Raw genomic sequence first — 23473 nt, 5'->3', positions numbered from 1 at the left:
TTTTATTCTTCATATTCAAGATGATTATGTCTTTTACAACCAAATAAATAGCAAGCCCCTATATAATCCATTTCAAATTCTAACTCTGGAACATATCCAGATTTGATACGTTCTATCATTTTTTTATAACAATTATTCTCTTCTGTATATTCCTCAATTAACTCTTTCTTATCGTTTTCCGTCCAGTTTTCTTCTACTTCTTCATTCTGGACATCTTCTATTTCTGCTGTCTTCGCTTCGATAGATTCCCGTATAACTTCATTTATACGGGAGAAATTATTAGCTTTATATAGAGCATACACAAACCTACTAATCCAGTTAGGACTTTTCCAAACTTCTTTGTATCCCTTTTCGAACCATTCAATTGCTTCGTTATAGCAATTCAACTCAACATATAAATCTGCTATATTAACTTCTCCTAAAAAATCATCAGATTTCCTGTTAAAAGCATCTAACTTCTCTTTCGCTTCTGTCGTTCGCTCTAAATCAATTAAACATTTTACATAGCAATACATGATATAGTCCGAATCCCCTGCAACTCGCAAGAAAAATTTCGAAGCTTCTTCCAGCTCTCCAAGGTTATAATGCGCTACAGCTACATTGTGATATGCTTCATCGGATGGTTGAATCGAAATAGACTTTTGTAATACTTCTTTCGCTTCTGTCCACTTTTCTTGTTTTATGTAAATGTCCCCTAAAATGTTATAAGGGAAGTATGAGGAAGGATTCAACTTAACAACTTCTTTTATTAATTCCAGAGCTTTACCGTCATTTTCTTCCTCGTAAAAGTACATCCAAGCAAGATTATTGAGCGATTGTACGTCTCTAGATTCATGTACTGCTTGTTGAAACAGTTCCATTGCTTCCTCATATTCATTTTGTTCAAACAGTTCAATTGCCTTCTCGTTAATGTTCAAGTAACTACCTCCGAAGTGAATGAATTCCTCTATTCCCTATCATTATTGTAAAATGTAAAAATTGTAATTTCTACAAAAATTTCTTTCTCTTGTCTACATTTCGATTGAAATAGAAGCTAAAACACACGAATGTACAACAATAAATAAACTTCTTAATTTCCCTTAGATTTGATATACAGCCTGTTTCAATTTACATATTATGGTACAATTAAATGGAGTGCTAACTAAACATTTGCGTACCTCACTAGCAGTCTAGCAATGCCAAAAATCACTTGAAATCGAGGGATGTTATGAAAAAGAAATTAGCTTTTCTTCTATTCACCGGAATCACATTATCCGGATGTTCAACTATAGCAGAAAATTCTTTAGAAACCGGGAAAGGCAGTATGGAATTATTAACACCAACGATTACAACAAAAGATAATGAATTAGAAATTAAGACTGAAGGTATTGATGAAAATAAAGTAACTTTTATTTATGTTGCCAATAAAAAAGTATTGGCACAAAAAATAAAGAATGGTGAATCCTACAAAGTTAACATTAAAGATATCGAGCACGCTCATAGGACAGATTACAAACCAAAAGTCCAACTTTTGCAAACGAAAGATGATACTCAAGATGGAGACATGGTAACCTTTAAACAAGTTAGATATACAGTTAAAAAAAATTAATTTTATAGGTATTTCATTATAAATGTAACGAACGAAAATTCACTTTTAACAGAGGGTAAATGTAAGGGGTGCTAGCATGAAAAGAAGATGGATTTATTGGTGGATTGGTAACATATTTTGAATTATAACGTTCGGGATATTGACAGCTATCATTTGGCTAAGAGAGGTTGATGGGACCGGTGTTACTCAAACACTTGAACTGAAATTAATTGCCTTTATCGTTTTATTAATTGCATTTATATTACCACTAATTATTCAATTTGTATGGTTAATTGTTAATCTGAGAAAGAGTAGAAAAAAAAAATCCATAAAAAAGAGAGGAATCTATTTTAATGTAGATTCCTCTCTTTTTTATATAGGGATTATGACATGCTTTTACAGCTGCACTACTCCCTTTTCCTTACGATGCATGTTCATCTTTCTTCTTCATTAACGCTCTTTTCTTCATCGCCTTCGTTAAATATCCACCTTTAAATGAACGGATTTCATAAGAAGACATAAAGGCTTTCGGTGCAATTTCATTAATAATTTCTAACAGTTCTTTTTCTCTAGAACGCTTTGCAACGATATCTAAGCGATAACGTATAGAATTAATACCTTCGCCTTCAAACACTGTAACGCCAAATCCAGAGTGACGCAATTCATCTACTAATTCATTACAACGGTCTAGTAAACTAACTTGATACGTAATATAACCAATTGCTAATTTATTCTCTATATAACCGCCTAATAATAGTCCCGCACTAAAGCCAATGACATAGGCAACGATGTTCATCCAATTTGATAAATCTTGAAACACAATACCTAAACTGACAATGTAAATAGCTCCTTCTAACAATCCAACACCAGCAGCGGATCTTGTTTGGTTCTTTACAAGCAAAATCGTACGGATTGTCAAAATTGGAACGTAAATAATTTGAAGCACAAAAATAAGTAACGCTTGTAACATTGGTATCCACCTCTTTCAAAAAGTCTTTTGTCATAATAACATACATAACCTTTAGAAATCGATGGGTTTTTAAATTTTTTTACATTATTTTTCATACTATTGAAAAACGCAAAAAAGAAGCGTATTATATTTGTCGTAAATTTAATTCCTTTCATTAACTCGCTTAAACTCAAAAAAGGAACCCCATTAGGTCCCTTTCATCATAGCTCTATGTTTTTTGAAGCATGTTCCCTTTGCTTCTCTTCTTCTCTCACTAACTGCATATTTGCATAAGCTAAATTCGCAATCATTAAAAAGTGACCACCTAAAATGCCTGTACCAAATGCCCACATTTCCATTTCATGCTCAATTTCATACATGATGATAGCTCCTAAAATGGCAGCTGCAAATCGGTTTAAAACCCCTAATCCTGGAGCCTTTTCCTTCATTACGATACTTTTCCCTAGTTTCTCCACTCTACGAGCTAATAACCAAAGACAATATGCACTTACAGCTAATCCGATACCAAATCCTGTTACTTGTTTTCCAAACGGAGTAATCGTCCACATAAGTAGTAAACCACTAAAGATCACATACAATTGTAATCGATATACACGTAAGGCTGCTTGAATCAAAATATCCGCTCCTAATTTTGCATTTTTGTATTTCAGAAGAAAAGCAGCAACTTACACAGTTGCTGCTTTCTCTTCTTCTTGTTCTTGCTCCATCTTACGAATTTCAACACGTTTAATTTGGTAAGCATCTTTTTCTAGCACTTTAAATGCATAGCCTTCCGCTTCAACGTATTGTCCTTCTTCAATTTCATGATTTTGCATCATAATCCAGCCACCGATTGTATCCACATCGTCTTCTTCAATGTGTAATCCAAACAAATCTTTTACTTCTGAGATAAGCACTTTTCCATCAACGATTTTATGGTGCTCATTCACATGCTGAATTGGTGGTGCTTCATCTTCATCATATTCGTCACGGATTTCGCCGACGATTTCCTCCAAGATGTCTTCAAGCGTTACAATCCCTGCTGTTCCTCCGTACTCATCATATAAAACAGCCATCGGAATTCGCTTCTTCTGCATTTGAAGTAATAAATCGTGAATTGGAGTCGTTTCCATCACTTCAATAATCGGACGCATATACGTGCGAATCGATGATAAATCTTCTTTATCGTTGTTCATATATCGAATAAAGAAATCTTTTACATTGACCATACCGATAATATCATCTTTATCTTCTCCAAAAATCGGATAACGTGTGTATCGTTCATTTTGGATTACTTTCATGTGTTCTTCTACTGAATCTTCCAGGTAGAAACCAATGATTTCTGTTCGCGGTACCATAATCTCTTTTGCAATACGATTATCAAATTCAAAAATGTTATTTACATACTTGTATTCAGCCTGATTAATTTCGCCACTTTCATAGCTATCTGAAAGGATAAGGCGTAATTCTTCCTCTGTATGAGCTACTTCATGTTCTGAAGCTGGTTTCAAACCGAATAAGCCAGTTACAACACGAGCTGAACCGTTTAATACCCAAATAAATGGATACATGACTTTATAGAACATCATTAACGGACCTGCCAATAACAACGTTACTTGTTCAGCCTTTTGAATTGCCATCGTTTTCGGAGCTAATTCCCCTACTACAACGTGTAAATACGTCATTAGCATAAAAGCAAGACCAAATGTTAATACTGATGAGATAGAAGGATTTATGTTCCATTTCTCAAATAACGGGTGTAATAACTTTTCAATTGTCGGTTCACCTAACCAACCTAATCCCATAGCTGTAACTGTAATACCTAATTGACAAGCAGATAAATATTCATCTAAATTTGTTGTTACCTTTTTCGCTGCTAAAGCACCGCGTTTCCCTTCCGCAACAAGCTGATCAATACGACTTGAACGTACCTTTACAATCGCAAACTCTGCTGCTACGAAAAATCCAGTAAATGCGATTAAAATCGCAACCATGACTAAATTAAATATTTCCAATGAATCCCCTTAGTTTAAAAAACTAAGGTGTCCACCTCCTGTATACTATAATGTTTTCTTATTTGTTTATTAGAAAACATAGCCCGATACAAAAATTAAAGAGGTCGGATTTCACTTTTTCTATAATAATAGAGCAAGTGTCTGTATTAAAGCTGTCGTTTGACCAGATAAAGATTTCGATATTTTTTCACGTTGTGAATCAGTCAATCCATCTAAAAGCGGCTTTAACTCCGTTAACTCTGCTTCTAATCGATGAATATGGTCTGTCACTTCATTCACTTGTTTCGAAACGTGTTCATTGATACCGAGCAGCTTCTTCTTCTCCTCGATTTTCTCTTTAATCTCACAAAGCGGCATATGCATTTCTTTGCACTTCTCAATAAATTGTAATGTCTCAAATGCTGTTTCATCGTAATAACGATAATTAGATTGAGATCGCTCCGCTTTTAAGATTCCTAGATTCGTATAATAATCAATCGTTCGTTTCGACACGTGAGCCATGAGAGCCAACTGTCCGATTCGATACACCTTCCCAACGATCTTCCCCCCTTGTTTATATTACTACCATCATACAATACATAAACTGTACAGTCAAACGTGACGGTTTATTATTCATAATTTATACAAAATTTATCGTCTTATCTTTTATGATCAAACCTATTAATTTAACTATATAATAAAATACTCAAATTCAAAAAACAAAACGAACAAAATATAACTATGAAATTGCCCGTTCCTTTCTAATTTAAGTACATATCATAATAACATCGATATCAAATTCTTTTTAATTAGGAGGAAAAAATGAAAGCTGTTATTCTTGCAGGTGGATACGGAACAAGGATTGGGGAAGAAACGCATTTAAAACCAAAACCTATGATTGAAATTGGAACAAAACCTATTCTATGGCACATTATGAGTTTGTATAGTCATTATGGGATTACTGAGTTTATTATTTGCTTAGGCTATAAAGGATATGCAATTAAAGAATTCTTTCTAAATTACAACTTACACATGTCCGATTTCACAATACATTTAAGCGATAATACAATTACTAACCATTCTCATCGTGTAGAACCGTGGAAAGTTACACTAATCGATACTGGTGTAAATACCGAAACGGGTGGACGAGTAAAAAAGATTCAAAATTATGTTGGAGACGAACCTTTCTGCCTCACTTACGGCGATGGATTAAGCAATGTAAATATAAACGAACTCATTGCATTTCATAAAAAACACGGCAAAATGGCAACTGTTACAGCCGTACAACCTCCTGGTAGATTTGGTTCTCTCGTATTAGATAAACAGTCTGTAACATCCTTTCAAGAGAAGCCATTAGGTGATGGTGGATGGGTTAACGGTGGCTTTTTCATTTTAAATCCTGATGTTTTCAATTACATTAGTGGAGATAAGTCTGTTTTTGAAACAGACACTTTAGTTCAGTTAGTAAACAAAAATGAACTAGCAGCATATCAACATACTGGCTTTTGGCATCCAATGGATACATTGCGCGATAAAAATAAATTAGTCGAGCTATGGGAAAGTAATAACGCTCCGTGGAAGGTTTGGTAATATGGCTTCATCATCTTTTTGGAATAAGAAAAAAGTATTTATTACAGGACATACTGGCTTTAAGGGCTCATGGCTCACCCTTTTCTTAACTTCTTTTGGTGCAGAGGTATTCGGCTATTCTTCTCATCCACCATCCATTCCTAACCTTTTTGAACAAGGTAACGTAGCAAAAGAGTGTATGACAATTAATGGCGACATTACAGATTACGATTCTTTATTCCAGGCCCTGAAACAACATAACCCTGACATACTATTTCATTTAGCAGCCCAGCCAATCGTCACCACTTCATATAAAAATCCTATCGAAACATTTAAAACGAATGTTTTAGGCACTGTTCACGTATTAGAAGCGGCTAAACATATAGAAAGTATACGTGGCATCATTAATGTTACAAGTGATAAATGTTATGAAAATGACGGGAGCGGTAACCGGGCATTCGTGGAAAGCGACCGGCTAGGAGGTTTCGATCCTTATAGTGCTAGTAAGGCTTGTGCTGAACTAGTTGCAACATCCTATCAAAAATCATTCTTCCGCACTAACACACTTAAACTTGCCTCAGTAAGAGCAGGTAACGTCATCGGCGGTGGTGATTGGGCAAAAGACCGATTATTCCCGGATATCATTCGTGCATATTTACAAGATAATACATTAAATATTAGAAACAAAAGCGCTATTCGTCCGTGGCAACACGTATTAGACCCTTTACATGGATATATTCTTTTAGCTGAGAAGCTATGGAAAGACGCCAAATTTGCAGCAGCGTGGAATTTCGGCCCGATAAATGAAGCGAACAGAACCGTTCATGATGTCATCCAATCTATAATAAAATTATGGAATCAACCACTAACAATCATTTCTCCTCATACAAATACCCCTTATGAATCACCTATTTTAACACTCGATAGTACTAAAGCAGTAAATAAACTCGGTTGGACTCCTAAGTTATCAACAGATCATTCTATCGCTTGGACTGTTGATTGGTACAAAAAATATGCATCCGGTGAAAATATGGAATCTGTCACGCGACAACAAATCGATGCATTCAAAAATTTATAAGGGGGCTTAAAAATGGAACAGAAAAAATGCCGTTTTTGCCACTCATTACTTACAAATACTTTTTTAGATTTAGGTGTTTCTCCTCTCGCTAACTCATTTGTAGCTCCAGAACATTCATATAAAATGGAACCATTTTATCCATTGCACACGTTTGTTTGTAACTCTTGTTTACTTGTACAATTAGATGAATTTGAATCTCCGCACAATATTTTCCATGACTATTTATACTTCAGTTCTTACTCATCAAGCTGGCTACTGCACGCTAAGCAATATGTAGAAATGGCGATTAAACGCTTCCACTTAACGAAACATTCAAGGGTGATTGAAATTGCGAGTAACGACGGGTACTTATTACAATACTTTCAAAAAGAAAATATCGAAACGTTAGGAATTGAACCAGCAAAAAATGTAGCAGAAAGCGCTATCCAAAAAGGAATTCCTACTCAAGTAGATTTTTTCAGCAACGACTTAGCAAAAAAATTACCGCAAGCAGATTTAATCGTCGCAAATAACGTATTAGCACATGTCCCGAACTTGCATGATTTTGTCGCCGGTTTAAAAACGTTATTAAAACAAGATGGCACAATAACAATTGAATTCCCGCACTTATTAAACCTCATATCCTTTAATCAGTTTGATACGATTTACCATGAGCACTTCTCCTATTTTTCACTTATAAGTCTTCAAAAAATTTTAGCTCATCATCATTTACAAATTGTCGATGTTGAAGAACTTTCAACGCATGGTGGTTCATTGCGGATTTTTATAAACCATCATAGTGACTCATTTACTATCCATTCCAATGTTACAAAATTAATCCAAAAAGAAGTAGTTCACGGGCTAGATACATTAGATTGCTATCTCCTTTTTTCTAAACGCATAGAACAATTGAAAATAAATATTTTAAAGTTTTTTATCGAAGCAAAAACTTTAAATAAACAAATTATCGGTTACGGTGCTCCTGCTAAAGGAAACACCCTTTTAAATTATTGCGGGATAGGAAAAGAGTTTCTAGCTTATACAGTAGATAAAAACCCTCACAAACAAAACCTCCTTCTACCAGGAACCCGCATTCCAATACAATCTCCAGAAGAAATTAAACGTACAAAACCTGATTACATTCTCATACTTCCTTGGAATTTGAAAGATGAAATTATGAAAGAATGCTCTTTCATTCGTGAATGGGGCGGCAAATTTTTAGTAACAATACCAGAAGTTGAGGTAATTGAGCCATGAAAAAAATCCTTGTAACAGGCGGTAGTGGATGGATTGGTAAATATGTTGTACATTCTCTTATTCAAAAGGGCTATGAAGTGCACGCCACTTACAATACAAATAAGCCTTCTCACCTTTCTTGCCATTGGCATAAAGTAAACTTACTTTACGATGAAGAAATAAAAAAACTCATTTACGACATGAAACCTAGTCATCTCATTCATTTAGCTTGGGAAGCAGTACCACCAGCGTGTTATGTATCTATTAATAATTACTATTGGCTTACATCCAGTATCTCATTGATCCAACACTTCACAACATGTGGTGGAAAGCGAGTCGTCGTTGCAGGTACTGGCGCAGAATATGAATGGTTTAACGGCGTATTATTTGAAGATTCACCGCTTCTTTCCTATAAAACCCCGTATTCATTATGTAAAAACGCACTGCACTCCTGGCTACAAACGTACGCCGAGCAAACCGGTCTCAGCATGTGTTGGGGCCGCATTTTTCATATGTATGGCCCTCACGAACAAGGGAATCGGCTCGTTTCTAACATTATCACTTCCTTATTAAAAAATGAGGAAGCACTATGTACACATGGAAAACAATCAAGAGATTTCCTCCATGTGGGCGACGTCGCTAATGCTCTCGTAACAGTATTAGAACATGGCGTTACAGGCACAGTCAATATCGCTTCTGGTCAATCTGTACAAATTAAAGAATTAGCTTCTATCATTGCTAAAAAGATAGGAAAAGAACATTTAATTAAACTAGGTGCAATCCCTTTCTCTAAAGATGAACCTTTATTCGTCGGCGTTAATGTAGAACGTTTAAAAACTGAAGTAAACTGGAAACCAACATACGATCTAAATACAGGAATCGAAGAAACAATTTTATGGTGGGAATCATTTATACAAAAACATAACGATATGCATTACTAAAACGTAAATCCTTCGTTCCTCTCGCTAAATCCTTATACCATTCTTCTAGTTTTTCCGGTGTAATAATATGATGTGTCCCCATTCCCCCATGCTTACTAGCTTCAGAAAGAGTCGGACCAATTTGTAACTTTCTCTTTCTCATCGCATCGTTCCACGGGCTAAACCCAAACCATAATATACAAGCAAGAGGCGGATAAATCATAGATTCATGCGCAGATAAATGTCTTCCAACCGTATAACTTCCGTGTTCATGATTATGAATAAATCTACCTCTTCTCCACAACGACCAATCTTCTGGTAAATAACCGTGAAATCGCTGTTTTATTAAAGGTAGTCCAAAGTTAAGGTCCGGATAATTGTAGTTAGGATCATCAACCATAATAAGCCCTTCCAGCCAATACATCCTTCCTCCCAATTCATTCAGTGATTTCCAAAACTGGTTTTTATCTTGCACACAAAGAAACTCGGTCGTATTTAAAATCATTTTCCATCCTTGTACTTCTTGTTCTACCATCATCACTTCATGATCTGTCGCAAATGCATCAAACTCTGGATTTGCAGAATCTCGTACTTCCCAGTGTGGTGCGAATTTTTTACAAATTTCTACCGAACGATCTGTTGAACCTTTATTAATTAAAATGCCATGATCAAACAGTTTCGTATGATGAGCAAGCCACCACGGTAATAAATATTCTTCGTTATAAAAATGAGAAATAACGGTTGTAGTTATAACAATCTCCTCCTCTTTCTCTATTAATCTACTTTTTCATCCTACTCTTACTATACTTATCAAGTATGTAATTGGTTTCTTTTATTTTAAAAATATGTTTTTCTACCATATAGTATGCTTGCTTAGACAACCACCATTTCCATTTTCTAAAGAAACATCCCAATAAACTGAAAATTAAGTTATAATATCATTATAAAATTAAGAAGGAGGAATGCACGCATGTACTACAACACTTCATTCGAAAACGATCAACCTGTAGGCCGTCTATAACCTAAGACGGGCATTCATATAGCACATACACTTTGCCTCGTCTTAGGGAACTCATAATACCCTAAAAATAGACGGAGGTACTTCAAATGAAACAAACCATTTTAGGAGCTATATGCTTATCACTAGCAGCTAGTATATGGGGCGGTATGTACGTTGTTAGCAAATATGTACTCGACTTTATCCCACCACTTACACTCGTTTGGCTACGCTTTATCATTGCTTTTGTTGTTTTGTATATGATTTTAAAAATAACTGAGAAAAAGCAAAAGAAAAAAGTAACCATTCGTAAAAAAGATTGGCTATTATTCGCTTGGATTGGATTTATCGGATATTTCATTTCGATCACTTGTCAATTTATCGGAACAAAATTATCCGACGCTCATACTGGCTCTTTAGTAACATCAGCTACACCTGCATTTATGGTTATATTTGCAGCGATCATTTTAAAAGAAAAACTAACCGCTCGTAGACTGTTATCTACTATCATAGCGACAATCGGCGTCATTATCGTAATCGGATGGGATATTGAAATTGGCTCCTATTTTATCGGTACAATCATATTAGTTGGGGCCGCTATTACGTGGGCTTTACTATCTATTTATGTAAAAATTGCTTCAGCTCGATTTTCATCTTTAGTGATTACAACGTACGCCATATTCTTTTCACTCTTTTTTATTACACCTTTTATGATATGGGAATTCCAATCTAGCCCTATTGAACATATGAACCTGTATGTAGTATTAGGCGTACTTTATTTAGGAATCGTCTCAACGGCAGGTGCCTTTTTCCTTTGGAATAAAGGATTAGAATTAATGGACGCTAGCATCGGCTCTTTATTTTTCTTCTTCCAACCTCTCGTTGGATCGTTGCTTGGTTGGCTCTTATTAAATGAGACATTAAATAGTAACTTTTTTATTGGTGGTATCCTTATTATATGTAGTGTTTTCATTACTACTTTTGAAAAGAAATGAAAAACAGGCAGAGATTAAGAATCTCTGCCTGTTTTTATCCACTCTTTACGCACTCCAATGCGATGGACGGGACAATAATTTCGGTAATTTCGTATGTTTGTCCCCTCTCGCCGCATTAACTTGAACTTGCGTCAGAAAAATACTATTTGTAAAATCGGCCCCACGAATATCTGCATCCCGCAAATCTGCTCCAATGAGATCTGCTCCACGTAAGTCTGCGCCATTTAAATTAGCCGCAATTAAATAAGCTCCTCTTAAATTCGCCCCTTGTAAATTTTTCTTTTTCAGATTTGCTCCCATAAAGTCTGCTCCGCGGTGAATGATTCGCTTCTTACGCGCAGCATTCATTTCCTTCCAAACTAGCTCACTCGTTTCTAAAAGTAAAACATTTACTTCTGCACGGTGTAACGGGATATTTACTTTCATTAACTCGTCCGCAGTTAAATTCGAAAGGCGCTCAGTCTCTTCAATTGCTTTATTTAGTTCTTTATGAATTGGCTGCGTTGCCTTTAATAGAATAGCCTCATTCAAATACCAAAGCATTTCATGAAGCTGATGCATAACTGGAAAAGCATCATACATTTCTCTTGCATGCTTAGCATCTTTCCGCCAATCAATCCCGTTAAATGTAACTTGAGAAATCTTCTGTCCAGCGCCGAAACACTCAAATACTGTACAACCTTTATAACCTTTTCCTCTAAGATCTTTATGTATGCTACATTTATAATCTGACTGTAAATTAGAACATGGTTTACCACCATCTTTATTCACTGCAAAATCTACTGATGCTGCGAACGGTAACGCCACGCAACATAGACCGAAGCATTTTTCACAGTTTGCTTTTAAATGATCGTTATGATTAGTCAAAATATATACCCCCTGTTGTCTTTTGACTATTTCATAATATTCCAACTGCACAAAATAATCAATTTTAAAATAAATTGGCATCTTTCATTTCAATTCATAACTTTATCATTCGATTTCCTTTCAATTGAAAAGGACTATTTCTATTTAATAAATTATAATTAAATTATAAATTTTCAAACTAAAAGGAGACTTACTATGGCACTGGAAATGAAAACAAACTGTCAAATTTGCGATCAATCACTGGGGCAAGATTCTGAAGCTTACATTTGCGTGTATGAATGTACATTTTGCGCACCGTGTACAGAAGAAAGACATAACGTTTGTCCAAACTGCGGCGGCGAGTTAGTACGTAGACCGAAAAAGAAACAATAAAAAGCAAAGCGATATCGCTTTGCTTTTTTTAGACTTATGAAATTATATCAACGATTTTTCAAATACATCGAACACAACTTAAATATTTAAAAATTTAACACAAACAGGCTCTGGTACAACGACATCATATTGTAAAAGTGTTAACTTACCTGTAGATTCACTTCTTGAAAATAGTACAAGATTATGTGACTTTTCATTTGTAGCAACAAGGAACTTTTCAGTAGGATCTAATACAAAGTCTCTTGGCCAATTTCCTTCTGTAGATGTATGTTCAACAAATGTAAGCTGGCCTGAATTTTGTTCCACACTGAAAACAGCAATAGTATTATGACCACGATTACCTACATACACAAAGCGGCCATCAGAAGAAATGTGAATAGCACTTCCTTGACTATTTCCATCAAATTCTTGCGGAACAGTAGAAATATACTGCAACTCTGTAAAGGACCCTTCTTCCGGATGATACGTTAACACAATAACTTCCGAACTAAGTTCAGTCATCACATAAGCGTACTTTCCGTTCGGGTGAAAAGCAATATGCCTCGGACCACTTCCTGGATTTACAGATAAACTATTCACTTCTGTTAATGTACTATCTTTTATTTCATACGTTATTAATTTATCTATCCCTAAATCAACACCCACCACATATTTTTCATCAGGAGTATATCCCGCGTAATGTGCATGTGGTTTTTCCTGTCTTTCTTTATTTGGACCTGAACCTTCATGTCCCATAATAGATGTGGCAGCATTTACAGTTCCATTTTCCTCATTTACTACAAAAGACTCAATCGTTCCTTTATGGTAATTCGCTGTAACTACCGTATGATTTCCACTATCCACACTAATATGACAAGGAGAAGCCCCTTCTATTACTTGTCTGTTTTGTTCCTTTAGCTCTCCAGTATAACTGTCAATCGAATAAGCAGCTACACCACCAGATTCGCCTTCTTTTACAACAGAATAGAGATTTTGATTATTTCGGCTAATCGTTACATATGTAGGGTTATCCAGCTTGGCCGCAAGTGCTACATTACTAATTTTTTTTGCTTCCGTATCTAAAGTAAACTTATATATTCCTTCACTGTTTTCTTTCGTGTAAGTTCCAACATATCCAATAAACTCTTTGTTATCATTCATTTTCATAACCCTCTCTCCCTATATTTTTCGTTCATCTTACTTCTTAAAATATTTTATGTTGAAAGAGTATCCTAAAAAATTTGAGTACCTCTTTATACGTTACCATATTTTCTTGTTAAATAGCCTTTAAACCCACTTTTTTTGGTACGCAGCTATACTTTCATATTCTTCTTCCAATTGACGGGACAGACGAATATAGATAGGTGTTAAATCTTTATATTTTTCCACACTTTCCATGTTTGGTTCATGGTGGAAATTCGCACCTACCATTTCAGATACTACGCATAATGTATCTATTTCACCTAGACTATATAAACCGAGGATTGCCGCTCCTAAGCAAGAACTTTCGAAACTTTCCGGAACGTATACGTCTTGATGAAAAATATCTGCCATCATCTGTCTCCAAAGTTCTGACCTTGCAAAACCACCTGTCGCTTGAATTTTTTTCGGTTCGCCAATTAATTCTTTTAGAGCGAGAAGAACGGTATATAAATTATAAATTACCCCTTCTAAAACAGCACGGATAAGATGTTCTTTTTTATGATGCAACCCAAGTCCGAAGAAAGATCCTCGTGCATTTGCATTCCATAAAGGAGCTCTTTCCCCTGCTAAATACGGATGAAATAATAAACCGTCAGATCCCGGATTCACTTTTGCTGCTATTTCAGTAAGCAATTCATAAGGATCTTTTCCTAAGTGCTTCCCATACTCAACTTCTAACGTACATAATTGGTCGCGAACCCACCTGAAAATCATTCCACCGTTATTAACCGGTCCACCAATTACCCAAAGATCCTCAGTTAACGCATAACAAAAAGTCCTACCCTTCGGATCCGTTACTGGATGATTCGTTACAGCTCGCACTGCACCGCTCGTACCAATTGTAATAGCAACTACTCCAGGTTCTATTGCATTTACACCTAAATTGGATAGTACCCCGTCACTTGCTCCTACTACAAAAGGAGTCGTAACAAGTACATTCATCTCTCTTGCAAATTCTTCATTTATCCCTTTTAAACTGTGCGTCGTTGGAACAAGTGTAGAAAGCTTTTCATCTGTAATTCCTGCAACACGCAAGGCTTCTTCATCCCATTTCAAAGATTTCAAATTGAACATTCCTGTCGCTGATGCTATAGAATAATCAATTACATATCCCTTAAATAACTTATAAAAAACATACTCTTTAATAGAAATGAATTTATAGCTTTTTGCAAACAATTCAGCATGCTCATTTTTAAGCCAAACTAATTTCGAAAGTGGTGACATAGGATGGATTGGTGTACCAGTACGAAGATAAATTTCATGACCATTCATATCATTCTTTATTTTCTCTGCCCAGCTTGCACTTCTATTATCTGCCCAAGTAATACATCTCGTTAACGGCTTGCCTACTTCGTCTACAGCAATGACACTATGCATTGCCGAACTAAAAGAGACACAAAAAATATCAATCGGCTTTATTTTACTTGATTGCACAACTTCTTTAATCGTATGTATCACCGCTTGGAAAATCTCTTCTGGATCTTGTTCCGCTATTTCTGGCGTGGGAGAATATAAAGGATATTCAATCCCATGGCTTGCAATCACCGATCCATCAATCGAAAACAAAACTGATTTTGTACTAGTTGTCCCAATATCTACACCAATCATATATTTCGAGTTCACTATGTAACCCCTTTCAAATTATTCCTATAACAAAAGAGCACCTTGATGTATACAAAAAAGACGCTCCCTTATGAGAGCTACGTTTTAACAAACTTCACTCTTATAAGGAGGTCCTTTTCATAACTATAATACTATTTTAAAAAGTGAAAGCCTCACTTCATTATAACTTAGGCGCCTTCGCCCAATCCGCAGCAAACTTCTCAATACCTTGGTCTGTTAATGGGTGCATAGCAAGTTGTTCAATTACTTTATAAGGAATTGTTGCAATGTGAGCACCTGCCATCGCTACACGAGTTACATGATCTGGATGTCTGACAGAAGCCGCAATAATTTGTGTATCTAATTGATGCACATCGAATAATTCAGCAATTTTAGCAACTAATAGTACGCCATCTTCAGAAATATCATCTAAGCGACCTAAAAATGGAGAAACGTACGTTGCACCTGCCCGAGCAGCTAAAAGAGCTTGGTTCACAGTGAAAATAAGTGTAACGTTCGTTTTCACACCTTTTTCAGTTAGATAGCGACAAGCTTCTAATCCTGCTAGTGTCATCGGAAGTTTTATTGTAACTTTTTCATCGCCGCCGTTAATCTTAATCAGTTCCTCTGCTTGAGCAATCATTTCTTCAGCTGTAACGGCATCTGGAGTTACTTCTGCTGAAACAGATTCAACTTTAGGTACTTCCTTACAGATTTCTCCAATACGGTCTTCAAACTTAATGCCCTCTTTTGCCACTAATGAAGGATTCGTTGTAACACCAGCTAAAACTCCAAGTTTATATGCTTTTTTTATGTCCTCAAGATTTGCAGTATCAATAAAAAATTTCATGATCCATTCCCTCCAGTTTTTAAATGTTAACGAATTATAATTTTAAGATGTTTATTTCTTTTCTACTGCATGTCCGCCAAATTCATTGCGCAGTGCTGCTACAACTTTTCCTGTAAACGTATCATTGTCTAATGAGCGGTAGCGCATTAATAAAGACATCGCGATAACAGGAGTTGCTGTTTGAAGATCTAATGCTGTTTCTACTGTCCATTTCCCTTCACCAGAAGAATGCATAACGCCCTTAATTTCATCCAGTTTTGCATCTTTAGAAAATGCATTTTCAGTCAATTCCATTAACCACGAGCGAATAACTGAACCGTTGTTCCATACTCTTGATACTTTTTCATAATCGTAGTCAAATTCACTCTTCTCTAAAACCTCAAATCCTTCACCAATAGCAGCCATCATTCCATATTCAATTCCGTTGTGAATCATTTTTAAAAAGTGACCACTACCAGCTTTCCCAGCATATAAGTACCCATTTTCTACAGCTGTATCTCGGAAGATAGGTTCAACGATATCCCAAGCTTCTTGGTCTCCTCCGATCATGTAACAAGCACCATTACGAGCCCCTTCCATTCCGCCAGAAGTTCCTGCATCCATAAAGTGAATACCATCTTCCTTTAGTTGCTCATATCGGCGAATAGACTCTTTATAATGTGAATTACCAGCTTCAATCAAAATATCTCCTTTTGATAACAGCGGTGTAACCTCACTAATAACAGAATCAACAACAGCGTGCGGAACCATAACCCAAAGAATTCTTGGTGATTGTAACGATTGAACAAGTTCGCTTAAACTAGATACACCTGTAGCCCCGTATTCTTTCATTTCTTCCACCGCACTCGTATTTAAATCGAATGCGGCTACTTCATGTTTATGATCAATTAAATTTTTCCCTAAATTCAATCCCATTTTACCTAAACCAATTAATCCAACTTGCATAATATAATTCCTCCTTAAATTACCCTTTATTAAAAATACATATGATTAAAATCATGAATTCCTTTTGTCATATATGTACATTCTTAAAAACCTTCATTTAAAAATGCACTTATTTTTTCCAGTCCTCATCTAACCACCATTTAAATTCACTTTCTTGTAATAGAGCATGAGCAGCACCTGGACCATACGAACCCGACTCATATTCGTGAAGAGGCAACAAGTTTTCCTCGAATGCTTCAAGGAGTGGCTGCACCCATTCCCATGACAATTCAACTTCTCTCCAATGTGCAAAGAATGTAGAATCTCCACATACAGCATCATATATGAGCCTTTCATAAGCTTCAGGTATTCCCGCTCCTGTTTGCTCACAAGTAAAATGAATACGGATCGGTTCAAGCTCTCCATTGTTCAATGGATTTTTACTATTTAATTGGAGTGAAACATTTTCATTTGGGCTAATTTCAATGATTAACAAATTAGGCTCTGCATTTGGATTACTATCTTGATATTGCTGCTTTAATGTATTTTTAAATTCAATTACAATACGAGTAGACTTCTCTTTCATTCTTTTTCCTGTTCGTATATAAAAGGGAACGCCAGTCCAAAACGGGTTATCGATCCATAGGCGGGCCGCGACAAATGTGTCTGTTTGAGAAGAAGGGTTTACTCCTGGCTCCTCTCTATACGCTACAACTTGTTGTCCTTTTATCTCTCCTGAAGCGTATTGCCCGCGAACGATATGGTTCTGAACGTCTTCTTTTTTCACTTTACGAAGAGTCTCCATCACTTTTCGCTTTTCCTCACGAATTTCACATGCATTAATCTTTTCCGGCAGATTCATAGCAGTCATCATTAATATTTGCAACATATGATTTTGAACCATATCGCGAATGGCTCCTGCATGATCATAATATCCTGCCCTTTCTTCTACCCCAACCGTTTCACTAGCTGTTATTTGTACATTCGCAATATGTTCTTTATTCCAAATCGATTGAAGAACAGGATTTGCAAATTCAAGTGCTTCAATATTTTGAACCATCGGTTTACCTAAATAATGATCAATACGGTATATTTCGTCTTCTTCAAACGTTCGGCTCAGCTTGTCATTCAGCTCTCGAGCAGATGTAAGATCATGACCAAATGGTTTTTCAATCATCAGGCGCTTCCATCCATCCGTTTTATCAAGTCCACTTTCTTTAATATTTAAAGCAATTGTCTCAAAGAAGTCAGGAGTAACTGAAAGGTAGAACATTCTATTCCCTTGTATATTTTGTTCTTCTTCCCTTTCACGAACTACTTGTAATAATCTTTTATAATCTTCTGGCTTATTCACATCTAACGAACAATAACGAAAATACTCTAAAAAATCTTCTATTTTCGGAGTACCTTCTTCTCTGCGACGAGAAAAAGTTTCTATGGATTCTTTTATTCTTTTTTGAAAATCTAAATGAGATACTTCACGTCTTCCAAGCCCAATAACGGATATTTGCTTTGGAAGCTTTTGATCTCTATATAAGTTAAATAGCGCGGGGTAAATTTTTCTTTTAGCTAAATCCCCTGTTGCTCCAAATAAAACAAAGGTCATTGATTCCAATTTTAGTCCCCCTCGTGATGTATAGTCATTGTCACTATAGTAATAATGCATTGTACAGAAGCTACTATGATTGTTGATCCACTCTTACTTCTTAACTTCTAATTTTTTATAGTTGTCGCTTTCTAATTGTCCCCAATATTAATAGTGGCAATTCAAAGCATTTTTTCCACATCCTACTTACCTACCATAACTTATATAAAATAACTTAATTATTAAAAGTAATTAAATTATTTTATGTATATCATATTAACTACATAGATTATCATCGTCAAGGAAAATGTCTCGAATTAAAGATTTTTCATTCCATAATATCTTTTCGTGCTTGTCTATTTAGTAAGAAAAGATTAGAAATATATCCATTACATGAAAAGAATAATAAAAAGGCAAAACCGAACATCTTTTTGTTCGGTTTTGCCTTTTTATTATTGCTTCAAATGATTTTTCACCGCTCTTATAACCAATTCGTGATCTTCTTCTGGTGGTAATCCTGAAACTGTTATCATTCCAATAACCCCTACGTTTTTTATTCTGATAGGAAAGCATCCACCAAATGCAGCATATTCCGAAGTATCTAAAAGATATTTTTCATTATATGAGATTCCAGTTATTTCACTTTGTATCTGCATATAATACGAGCTACGATCATGCAGGGAAACGACTCGTTTTTTACGCTCAATCCATTTCGTATTTTCCTCATTTGTCCCTGTCATCTTGAAATGAAATAATTGCACACCATTTTTCGTTATATCAACAGCAATCAATTTCCCCTCTCGCTTTGCTGTTTCAACGATAAATAAACCTAATTGCAAGGCATCTTCATTTGTAAAAGAGGAAAATTGAAGTGTTTCCTCTTCTATTAAAATTTGCTTACCTATTTCATTTAGATTCGAAGTACTCATATCTTTATCCCCCTTAATCACCTTATGCCACATTGATATTTTTGAAATCAATATATCTAATACCATAAAACGTATTCTCTTCTTCCTGGTGCTAATATGAATTATATTTAGCGCATTAAAAATGTATGTCCTTTCTTACTAAACATTTTGTATAGAAGTTTTCTTCCGGATACTGCTTACAAGCATAAAAAAACCAGTTGATTAAGCAACTGGTTCGCTAACAATTTCATATGAGATATTCATTCAACCAAAAGAATGCTTGTTCATAATCATCAAAAAACTTTACGGATTCTTTTGTATTGGCTTGTTGTAAATAATTCAGTATCTCCCCTTCTTCCAGGAGAAAAGCAATTGCCTTACTGTGACTCAAAATCGTTTCATTGAAAAACTTATCTTTCCATGCTTTTTGAACAGAAAAATGATCTGGCGTGTATCCTTTTCTATCTATCAACAATTTGTATTTCCGCCCCTCAGAAATGAATTGCTGACAAACCAGCTCGAAACCATTAAACCATTCATAAACATCATCCGTTTTAATCTTGCCGATAAGACGGGTAACAATTATATCTCCTAAAACTGTTGTGCTTACATTCGGCTTACTCAACTTGGAATCATCTCCCTTAGTTACAATTATGCGTAAAACCCTCATAAAATCAATAAGATAAAAGTGTTACGCAATAAAGCAACCTTATGTGCGAAAAGAACTTATGTGAAAGATGACCTTTTGTCGCTAATTTAAAAAGGGACAAACTCTCCAAACGGAGAAGCCTGTCCCAAAATCGTTCTATTTTATTTTGCATTAAAACTAACAATCGTGAATTAGAATAATGATTTAATACTTGCTAACACAGTAAGTACACCTACAATAATAACAAATACGTTACTCATTTTCCCTTTGTATTTAGCTAGTACTGGTACTTTTTGAATCGCATACATCGGTAATAGACATAAGATAGCAGCAACTAATGGACCGCTAAGTGAATCAATAATTCCAAGAATACTTGGATTTGCATAAGCAACATACCAGCATGTTAATACGACAAAAGTAAGGATTATTGTCTTAATTGTTTTTTCTTCTATATCTTTTCCACGTGTTTTACCGAACTTCATAATCACGTCACGCATTACCTCATATGCTCCGATATAGTGGCCAAGGAAAGACTTTGTAATAGCCACAAAAGCAATGATAGGAGCTGCAATCGTGATTACAGGCGAATTAAGCTCATTAGCAAGATATGAAAGGATTGATAAGTTCTGCTCTTTTGCCATTTTAATATCATCTGGAGTCAAACTCAATGTACTGCTCCAGACGAAGAACATAACAACCGCAAATGTCATGATATAACAAACCTTTTGTATTTGCGCACATTTCGCATCAGTAGCTTCTATCCCATACGTAGCTCTCTGTTTCACAACAAATGATGAAATCATAGGTGAATGATTAAATGAGAATACGATGATTGGTAGAATCATTAATATCGTTCCAAAATATCCTGTTCCTGTTGAAGCAGTAGAAATAGCTGAAAAACTAAGCATTGACGTATTCCACTGTGGAATTAAAGATATTGCGATAAAAAGTAGAGAAGCTATGAAAGGATACACTAGCATACTCATTACCTTTACAGTAATATCTTGACCAAAATTCAGTATAGCGATAAGACCAAGAACTAATACAAGTGATAAAATAGCCCTTGGAGGTTCTGGCATGTGCAATTGATGCACGATAAAACTACTTGCAGTATTTGTAAGCGCAACCGAATACATTAATACGATTGTATAAATTGAACCGAAATATACGATGTTAAAAATGATACTTGCTTTATTTCCGAAATACTCTCTAATTGTACCTGTGATCCCCTCATCAGCAGAATTAGAAGCGTATATCATTTTAGCAAGTGCCCTATGTGAGTAATACATAACTGGATACGCAAGCAATGTAATTAGTAGTAATGATAATAAACCACCTGAACCTGCATTAATCGGTAAAAAGAGCACCCCTGCTCCAATTGCAGTTCCAAATAGACTGAGTGCCCATGTAGTATCCTGCTTATGCCACTTTTTCGGATCTGCATATTGCTCATTTTTTAGTGCGATATTTTCAGCTTGAACTTCTATTTTCTTTGCAGTATTCCCGTTCATATAATAACTCCCCCTTGTATCTATTCCTGCGTCTCTCTTTATAGCTAACGAATATTTCCCTTTTTTAGAAAATGAATTCCTTACAAGTTGCCCCACATTGTATGTCCTTCATCATGATGAATCCAAATTGAAACATTCGCTAGTTAGCGTCCTAATATAATTGTTAGCGTTCACATAAAAGTTTACTCGTAATATCCGCCCTTTATATAAAGACCTCTTAAGAGAACAATATTGAATAGACTTCATAAATACGTTGCAACATTTCTAATAACAGTGTATTACTTTAATGGTTTCTCTTACTTACTTGTAACAGTAATTTTAGCTAAACCGGCCTCTCTTCATTTATGAGGCATTTCTTTCTCAATTCTATACATCACTTTCATAACTTCGGCAGCATTTATGGTATTGATTACACAAGCCACTGAAGCACTTTACATACATTTCGCCTCTAATCACACACCTTTCTTACTAGTAATCGCATTTTTTATATTTTCTCCAGAGATAATAAAATTTCTCTCGACGCCCTCATTATAACGTGTATATTTATAAAATTAATATTTTTATATTTTCAGAAATATTAATTGGAAATAATTTTACATGGATAACATTTTACAGTTAGCACACAACCCTTGTTCCTATCACTTATAACGGAATTAATTAGCATAAAATACAGTAAAATATGGTTTATCCGAGCTGCTCATTTTAAAAACACTTATATCCTTCTTTATCGAAAAATTTTATTTTAATTTCAAAAAGATATTCTAATAAATAATTAATGTGGTTAAAAAGAAATATCTTTTCGAATGCACAAACCAATTTTCAGGATATATATTATCGACATTGCATTCATATACATTTTTAGGAAAATACGTTTATTTGATAGCAATGAGAGGACCGCTAACATTTTGCAAAAACCTACGCTAAACAAAAAAATAAAATAAGCTGCCGATATAGACAGCTTATTTACATCATTATCAGGAGTGTGCAAACAACTCACTTCCATGTCATCTTAATTCGAGTTTTTTTAACTCTTCTTCAGGAATATCCCTATGTTTGTAATGAATCGTTTTTACATCATTTCCTTTTATACGAAAAATAATTGTGTCCTCTCCATAAGGTGGATTGTGCGCACCCTCAAAAGTTTGAATTTGAACAGTTACATAGAAAATAGAGTTTACTTCGTCTTTTTTTATTTCAAGTATTTTTTCAGAACCTCGATCCCATAGTTTTGGTTCCTTATAATAGTTTTCAACTTCTTTACTTATTGGCTCTAATAAGAGATTCATGACTACTTCTTTTAAAAACTGTTTTGGTACAGGTATTCTGTTGATTTTCTTTCTTTTCACATCTATAATTCCCCAAAAATCACCGCTCTTTTCAACGGTATAAAGAACATTCGTACCGTCCTTTTTCCAAAGATGAAAATAACCTTTATTTCCCTTAATATATAATCGTGGTTCATCAATCCACTCACCTTCTGTTTGAACTATCCCTAGAAACAATTGAGTAAGTGGCGTTATCTTATAACCTAATTGATTAAAATCACCAAACGAATAAAGTTCATAACCGGTTAAATCTATGTCAAAGCTTTCATTTCTATTATTTTCTTTTTTTACAATTGCTTGAGCGGAAATACAGGGTAATAAAAAACTCAGAAAACATATGATGCTAATTATTTTCATTTTCATACCATCAATCACCTCTTTTATTAAAATGCAACAAAAGAGATGATATTATTG

Annotated in this window: 22 protein-coding genes and 2 pseudogenes; 8 read left to right on the top strand and 16 right to left on the bottom strand. The window is 35.1% G+C overall.

Translation table 11 applies throughout. The features are described from left to right. Positions 1-2 precede the first annotated feature (2 nt). A complete protein-coding gene (locus QCI44_RS10940; protein WP_016135019.1) occupies positions 3-917 on the bottom strand; it encodes a tetratricopeptide repeat protein in 915 nt (304 codons plus the stop codon). A gap of 272 nt (positions 918-1189) precedes the next feature. Between QCI44_RS10940 and QCI44_RS10935 the strand changes: the two genes are divergently transcribed. Continuing rightward, complete coding sequence (locus QCI44_RS10935; protein ID WP_080117910.1) at positions 1190-1588, top strand: hypothetical protein; 399 nt, start codon at positions 1190-1192, stop codon at positions 1586-1588. A gap of 121 nt (positions 1589-1709) precedes the next feature. Next, positions 1710-1889, top strand: a pseudogene (locus tag QCI44_RS10930) (DUF3923 family protein); the annotation flags it as partial. Positions 1890-1988: 99 nt separating this feature from the next. Here QCI44_RS10930 and QCI44_RS10925 read toward each other — a convergent pair. From QCI44_RS10925 to QCI44_RS10910, 4 genes are all read right to left on the bottom strand, one after another. Then, entirely contained in the window at positions 1989-2537 is a 549-nt protein-coding gene (locus QCI44_RS10925) for a DUF2179 domain-containing protein (protein WP_000938438.1), read from the bottom strand. A gap of 200 nt (positions 2538-2737) precedes the next feature. Further along, positions 2738-3151, bottom strand: a complete 414-nt coding sequence (locus QCI44_RS10920) for an ATP synthase subunit I (RefSeq protein WP_016135020.1) — start codon at positions 3149-3151, stop codon at positions 2738-2740. 51 nt (positions 3152-3202) lie between these two features. Continuing rightward, the gene (locus QCI44_RS10915; protein ID WP_016135021.1) at positions 3203-4531 is read right to left on the bottom strand and encodes a hemolysin family protein; all 1329 of its coding nucleotides are present in this window, start codon (positions 4529-4531) and stop codon (positions 3203-3205) included. A 120-nt stretch (positions 4532-4651) separates the two neighbouring features. After that, the gene (locus tag QCI44_RS10910) at positions 4652-5059 is read right to left on the bottom strand and encodes a MerR family transcriptional regulator (RefSeq protein WP_000285637.1); all 408 of its coding nucleotides are present in this window, start codon (positions 5057-5059) and stop codon (positions 4652-4654) included. Between the two features lie 273 nt (positions 5060-5332). Between QCI44_RS10910 and rfbF the strand changes: the two genes are divergently transcribed. From rfbF to QCI44_RS10890, 4 genes are read left to right on the top strand one after another with little or no spacing between them, the layout of a single operon-like run. After that, complete coding sequence (rfbF, locus tag QCI44_RS10905; protein WP_016135022.1) at positions 5333-6100, top strand: glucose-1-phosphate cytidylyltransferase; 768 nt, start codon at positions 5333-5335, stop codon at positions 6098-6100. A 1-nt stretch (position 6101) separates the two neighbouring features. Continuing rightward, positions 6102-7157, top strand: a complete 1056-nt coding sequence (gene rfbG, locus QCI44_RS10900; protein WP_016135023.1) for a CDP-glucose 4,6-dehydratase — start codon at positions 6102-6104, stop codon at positions 7155-7157. A 12-nt stretch (positions 7158-7169) separates the two neighbouring features. Further along, complete coding sequence (locus QCI44_RS10895) at positions 7170-8393, top strand: class I SAM-dependent methyltransferase (protein WP_016087007.1); 1224 nt, start codon at positions 7170-7172, stop codon at positions 8391-8393. Beyond that, positions 8390-9313, top strand: coding sequence for an NAD-dependent epimerase/dehydratase family protein (locus QCI44_RS10890; RefSeq protein ID WP_016135024.1), 924 nt, complete (start codon positions 8390-8392; stop codon positions 9311-9313). Before QCI44_RS10895 ends, QCI44_RS10890 begins: the two co-directional genes overlap by 4 nt. Here QCI44_RS10890 and QCI44_RS10885 read toward each other — a convergent pair. Then, positions 9282-10067, bottom strand: coding sequence for a glycosyltransferase family 2 protein (locus QCI44_RS10885; RefSeq protein WP_033659734.1), 786 nt, complete (start codon positions 10065-10067; stop codon positions 9282-9284). The genes QCI44_RS10890 and QCI44_RS10885 overlap by 32 nt on opposite strands. Positions 10068-10399: 332 nt before the next feature. Between QCI44_RS10885 and QCI44_RS10880 the strand changes: the two genes are divergently transcribed. Continuing rightward, entirely contained in the window at positions 10400-11284 is an 885-nt protein-coding gene (locus QCI44_RS10880) for a DMT family transporter (RefSeq protein WP_016135026.1), read from the top strand. 45 nt (positions 11285-11329) lie between these two features. Here the strand turns inward: QCI44_RS10880 and QCI44_RS10875 are convergent, their stop codons facing one another. Further along, positions 11330-12151: a pentapeptide repeat-containing protein gene (locus tag QCI44_RS10875; protein WP_016135027.1), complete on the bottom strand. Its 822-nt coding sequence runs from the start codon at positions 12149-12151 to the stop codon at positions 11330-11332. 195 nt (positions 12152-12346) lie between these two features. Here QCI44_RS10875 and QCI44_RS10870 point away from each other — a divergent pair, with 195 nt between their 5' ends. Then, positions 12347-12523 carry a DUF1272 domain-containing protein gene (locus QCI44_RS10870; protein ID WP_016135028.1) on the top strand — a complete coding sequence of 59 codons (177 nt, stop codon included), beginning with the start codon at positions 12347-12349 and terminating at the stop codon, positions 12521-12523. A gap of 78 nt (positions 12524-12601) precedes the next feature. Here QCI44_RS10870 and QCI44_RS10865 read toward each other — a convergent pair whose 3' ends face one another. From QCI44_RS10865 to QCI44_RS10825, 9 genes and pseudogenes are all read right to left on the bottom strand, one after another. Next, on the bottom strand, positions 12602-13669 hold the full coding sequence (locus QCI44_RS10865; protein WP_082181433.1) for a lactonase family protein: 1068 nt from the start codon (positions 13667-13669) through the stop codon (positions 12602-12604). 120 nt (positions 13670-13789) lie between these two features. After that, positions 13790-15331, bottom strand: a complete 1542-nt coding sequence (gntK, locus tag QCI44_RS10860; protein WP_033659735.1) for a gluconokinase — start codon at positions 15329-15331, stop codon at positions 13790-13792. A 157-nt stretch (positions 15332-15488) separates the two neighbouring features. After that, a complete protein-coding gene (gene fsa / locus QCI44_RS10855) occupies positions 15489-16157 on the bottom strand; it encodes a fructose-6-phosphate aldolase (protein WP_016086999.1) in 669 nt (222 codons plus the stop codon). 51 nt (positions 16158-16208) lie between these two features. Beyond that, a complete protein-coding gene (gnd, locus tag QCI44_RS10850; RefSeq protein ID WP_016086998.1) occupies positions 16209-17102 on the bottom strand; it encodes a phosphogluconate dehydrogenase (NAD(+)-dependent, decarboxylating) in 894 nt (297 codons plus the stop codon). 109 nt (positions 17103-17211) lie between these two features. Further along, positions 17212-18696, bottom strand: a complete 1485-nt coding sequence (gene zwf / locus QCI44_RS10845; protein ID WP_016135031.1) for a glucose-6-phosphate dehydrogenase — start codon at positions 18694-18696, stop codon at positions 17212-17214. 422 nt (positions 18697-19118) lie between these two features. Then, a complete protein-coding gene (locus QCI44_RS10840; protein ID WP_098405507.1) occupies positions 19119-19628 on the bottom strand; it encodes a heme-degrading domain-containing protein in 510 nt (169 codons plus the stop codon). Between the two features lie 193 nt (positions 19629-19821). After that, positions 19822-20273 (bottom strand): annotated as a pseudogene (locus QCI44_RS10835) (SpoIIAA family protein). Between the two features lie 141 nt (positions 20274-20414). Further along, positions 20415-21734: an aromatic amino acid transport family protein gene (locus QCI44_RS10830; RefSeq protein ID WP_016135032.1), complete on the bottom strand. Its 1320-nt coding sequence runs from the start codon at positions 21732-21734 to the stop codon at positions 20415-20417. 1004 nt (positions 21735-22738) lie between these two features. Then, positions 22739-23422 (bottom strand): DUF3888 domain-containing protein, encoded by a 684-nt coding sequence (locus QCI44_RS10825; protein WP_353811120.1) that lies wholly within the window; start codon positions 23420-23422, stop codon positions 22739-22741. Positions 23423-23473: the final 51 nt, after the last annotated feature.

The sequence above is a fragment of the Bacillus cereus group sp. RP37 genome (genome assembly GCF_040459695.1).
GTDB lineage: Bacteria > Bacillota > Bacilli > Bacillales > Bacillaceae_G > Bacillus_A.
Note: the sequence above shows the minus strand (reverse complement) of the source record. Positions and strands in the feature narration are given on the sequence as shown.